Consider the following 3,845-nt stretch of genomic DNA (forward strand, 5'->3'; position numbering starts at 1 on the left):
CCCCTCGCCACGGCCCAGGAATGGCCCGACACCGGCCGCCCCCGCCGCGCCGCCGTCTCCTCCTTCGGCATCAGCGGCACCAACGCCCACATCATCCTCGAACAAGCCCCGCAGGCCCAGGAGGCCGTCCCGTCCGACGTACGGCCGCTGCCCGCCGTCGCCTGGCCGGTGACCGCGCGCGGTACGGACGCCCTCGCCGGGCAGGCCGCCCGGCTGCACGCGGCGCTGCCCGGCGCCGACCCGGTGGACGTGGCGGTGTCCCTGGCCGCACGGACCGCGTTCGACCATCGCGCGGTGGTCGTCGGCTCCTCCGCCGGCGAGCTGCTCGCCGGGCTGGAGGCGCTCGCCGAGGGCGCGGACAGCGCGCGGGTGGTCCACGGCACGGGCCGCGGCCGTACCCGGCCGGTGTTCGTCTTCCCCGGGCAGGGTGCCCAGTGGGCGGGCATGGGAGCCGGACTGCTCGACTCCTCGCCGGTGTTCGCGGAGGCGATCGCCGACTGCGAGCGGGCGCTCGCCCCGTACGTCGACTGGTCGCTGACCGATGTGCTGCGCGCCGGGCCCGAGTCGGGGCTGCTGGACCGGGTCGACGTGGTGCAGCCGGCGTCGTTCGCGATGATGGTGTCGCTGGCCCGGGTGTGGGAGTCGGCGGGGGTCACCCCGGCCGCCGTGATCGGCCACTCCCAGGGCGAGATCGCCGCCGCGCACGTCGCGGGCGTCCTCACCCTGGAGCAGGCCGCCGCGGTCGTCGCGCTGCGCGCCCGCGCCCTGACCGAGCTGTCGGGGCTCGGCGGGATGGTGTCGGTGCCGCTGCCCGAGACGGACGTACGGCCGCTGCTCGCCGAGTGGGCCGGCCGGCTGGACGTGGCCGCCGTCAACGGGCCCCGCCTCGTCGTCGTCAGCGGCGACGCGGAGGCACTGGAGGAGTTCCTCGCCGGGTGCGCGGAACGCGGCGTCGAGGCCCGCCGTATCCCCGTCGACTACGCCTCCCACTCCCACCACGTGGAGCGGCTGCGGGAAACGCTCGCCGGACTCCTGGACGGCATCACCCCGAGGCCGGGCCGGGTGCCGTTGTACTCCGCCGTCACCGGCGAACCCGACACGGTCACCGAGACGGACGGGGCCTACTGGTACCGCAACCTGCGCATGCCGGTGCGGTTCGAGGCCGCCGTACGGACCGCGCTGGCCGCACGGCACGACGCGTTCATCGAGGTCAGCCCGCACCCCGTCGCCGCCGTCGGGCTGTCCCAGACCGTGGAGGACGCAGGCGCCGACGCCGCCGTCCTCACCACGCTGCGACGCGGCCAGGGCGACTGGGCGCGGATGCTGACCGCCCTCGGCGAGGCCTTCGTGACCGGGGTGCCCGTCGACTGGGCCGCCGTGCACGCCGGGGGCGGCGGACGCCGCGTCCCGCTGCCCACGTACGCCTTCCAGCGGCGCAGCTACTGGCTCGACCAGAACGCGCAGGGCGCCGCCGACGTCACCGGCGCCGGCCTGGACGGCACCGGGCACGGACTGCTCGGCGCGGCCGTGCCGGTCGCGGGCGGCGACCGCTGGCTGCTCACCGGGCGGCTGTCCCTCGCCACGCACCCGTGGCTCGCCGACCACGCCGTCGACGGCACCGTCCTGCTGCCCGGCACCGCCTTCGCGGAGCTGGCCGTACGCGCCGCCGACCAGGTCGGCTGCGCCACCGTGGCCGAACTGACCCTTCAGGCGCCGCTGGCGCTCGCACCGGACGCACCGGTCCGCCTACAGGTGTGGGTGGACGAGGCCGACGAACGGGGCCGGCGCGCCCTCACCGTGTCGTCCTGCCCCGAACGCGACCCGGGCCAGGAGTGGACCTGCCACGCCGTCGGTGTCCTCGCCGAGGACGCCGAGCCCGCCGACACGGGCGACGACCTGGTGGTCTGGCCGCCCTCCGGGGCCCGCCCGGTGCCGGTGGACGGCCTGTACGAGCGGCTCGGCACCGCCGGGTACGGGTACGGGCCCGCCTTCCGCGGCCTGCGCGCCGTGTGGCAGGCCGGCGACGACCTGTACGCGGAGGCGGCGCTGCCCGACAGCGTGCGCGGCCACACCGACCGGTTCGGGCTCCACCCGGCTCTCCTGGACGCCGCCCTGCACGGCATGCTCGCCGGGGACTGGTTCCCCGGCGAGGACGGCAGGCCCGCGACGAAGCTGCCGTTCGCCTGGTCCGGGATGCGGCTGCACGCCTCCGGCGCGGCCCTGCTGCGGCTGCGGATCCGGCGCACCGGCGCCGAGGAGGTCGCCCTGCTCGCGGCGGACAGCACGGGCGCGCCCGTCGTCACCGTGGACTCGCTCGCCCTGCGGGACGCGTCCGCCGCGCCGCGCGCGGACGGCCCGGCACGGCAGCACCTGTACACGGTCGACTGGACGGAGCTGCGCACCGGGTCCGCGCCGCGTGCCGAGGGCCGCTGGGCGGTGGCGCCGGGTCTGGACCCGCTGCCCGCCGAACTGGCCGCGCTGGGTGCCGTGGTGACGGAGTGCTCGGCGGCGACGGTCACCGCCGGCGGCTGCGACTTCGCCGTCGTCCCCGTGCCCGAGGGCAGCGACGCGGAGGACACCGTCGCCCGGACGCTCGCCCTGGTGCAGGACTGGCTCGCCTCCGACGCCGTGGCCGACGCCCGGCTGGTGCTGGTCACCCGAGGCGCGGTGCCCGCCGGGCCGGGGGAGGACGCCGATGTGGCGCAGGCCGCCGTGTGGGGTCTGGTCCGTACGGCGCAGGCCGAGAACCCCGGCCGGTTCACGCTGATCGACATCGACGGCTCCGAGGGCGGGGCGCGTGCCCTGGCGGCGGCGCTCGCCGCCGAGGAGCCGCAGCTCGCCGTACGCGACGGCAGGGCGCTGGTCGCCCGGCTGCGCCGTGCCGTACGCCGTGAGCTGCCCGTGCCCGAGGCGCCTGCGTGGCGGCTGGAGACCGGCGGTGACGGCACCCTGGACGGGCTGGCGCTGGTGCCCCACGAGGAGGCGCTGCGTCCGCTCGCGGAGGGCGAGATACGGGTCGGCATCCGCGCGGCCGGCCTGAACTTCCGCGATGTCGTCGTCGCCCTCGGTCTGGTGCCGGGGCTGACGGGACTGGGCGGTGAAGCGGCCGGTGTCGTGCTGGAGACCGGCCCCGGTGTCACCGGCTTCGCGGTGGGCGACCGGGTCATGGGCCTCGTGCAGCAGGCCGGCGCCTACGGCCCGGTCGCGGTGGCGGACTCCCGCACTCTCGCCCGCATCCCGGACAGGTGGACGTTCGCGCAGGCCGCGTCCGTGCCGGCGGTGTTCCTCACCGCGTACCACGCGCTGGTGGAGCTGGCCGGGCTGAAGGCCGGCGAGACCGTCCTCATCCACGCCGCGACCGGCGGTGTCGGCATGGCCGCCGTGCAGCTCGCCCGCCACCTCGGCGCCGAGGTGTACGCCACCGCCAGCCGGCCCAAGTGGCCGACGCTGCGCGCGATGGGCTTCGACGACACGCACATCGCCTCCTCCCGCGACCTCGACTTCGAGAAGCACATCCTCGACGTCACCGGCGGCAAGGGCGTGGACGTCGTGCTGGACTCCCTCGCCGGTGAGTTCGTCGATGCCTCACTGCGCGCCCTCGGCGACAGCGGCGGACGGTTCGTGGAGATGGGCAAGACCGACATCCGCGACCCGAAGAAGGTGGCGGACCGTCACCCGGGCGTCGACTACCGGGCGTTCGATCTCCAGAGCATGGAACCGGAGCACCTCCAGGCCATGTTCGGTGAGCTGATGCGGCTGTTCGAGGCGGGGGTGCTCACCCCGCTCCCGCTGACCGCCTGGGACATCCGCCACGCCCCCGAAGCCTTCCGCCACGTCAGCCAGGC

1 protein-coding gene is annotated in these 3,845 nt (G+C 76.3%); it reads left to right on the plus strand.

Features of this window, described 5'->3' with window-relative positions:
* Window positions 1-3,845, plus strand: a 3,845-nt coding sequence (locus tag MTQ10_RS28735) for an acyltransferase domain-containing protein (protein ID WP_247473277.1), incomplete at both ends; no start/stop codon positions are given.

This window comes from Streptomyces sp. XM83C (assembly GCF_023072675.1).
Classification (GTDB): domain Bacteria; phylum Actinomycetota; class Actinomycetes; order Streptomycetales; family Streptomycetaceae; genus Streptomyces; species Streptomyces thermocoprophilus.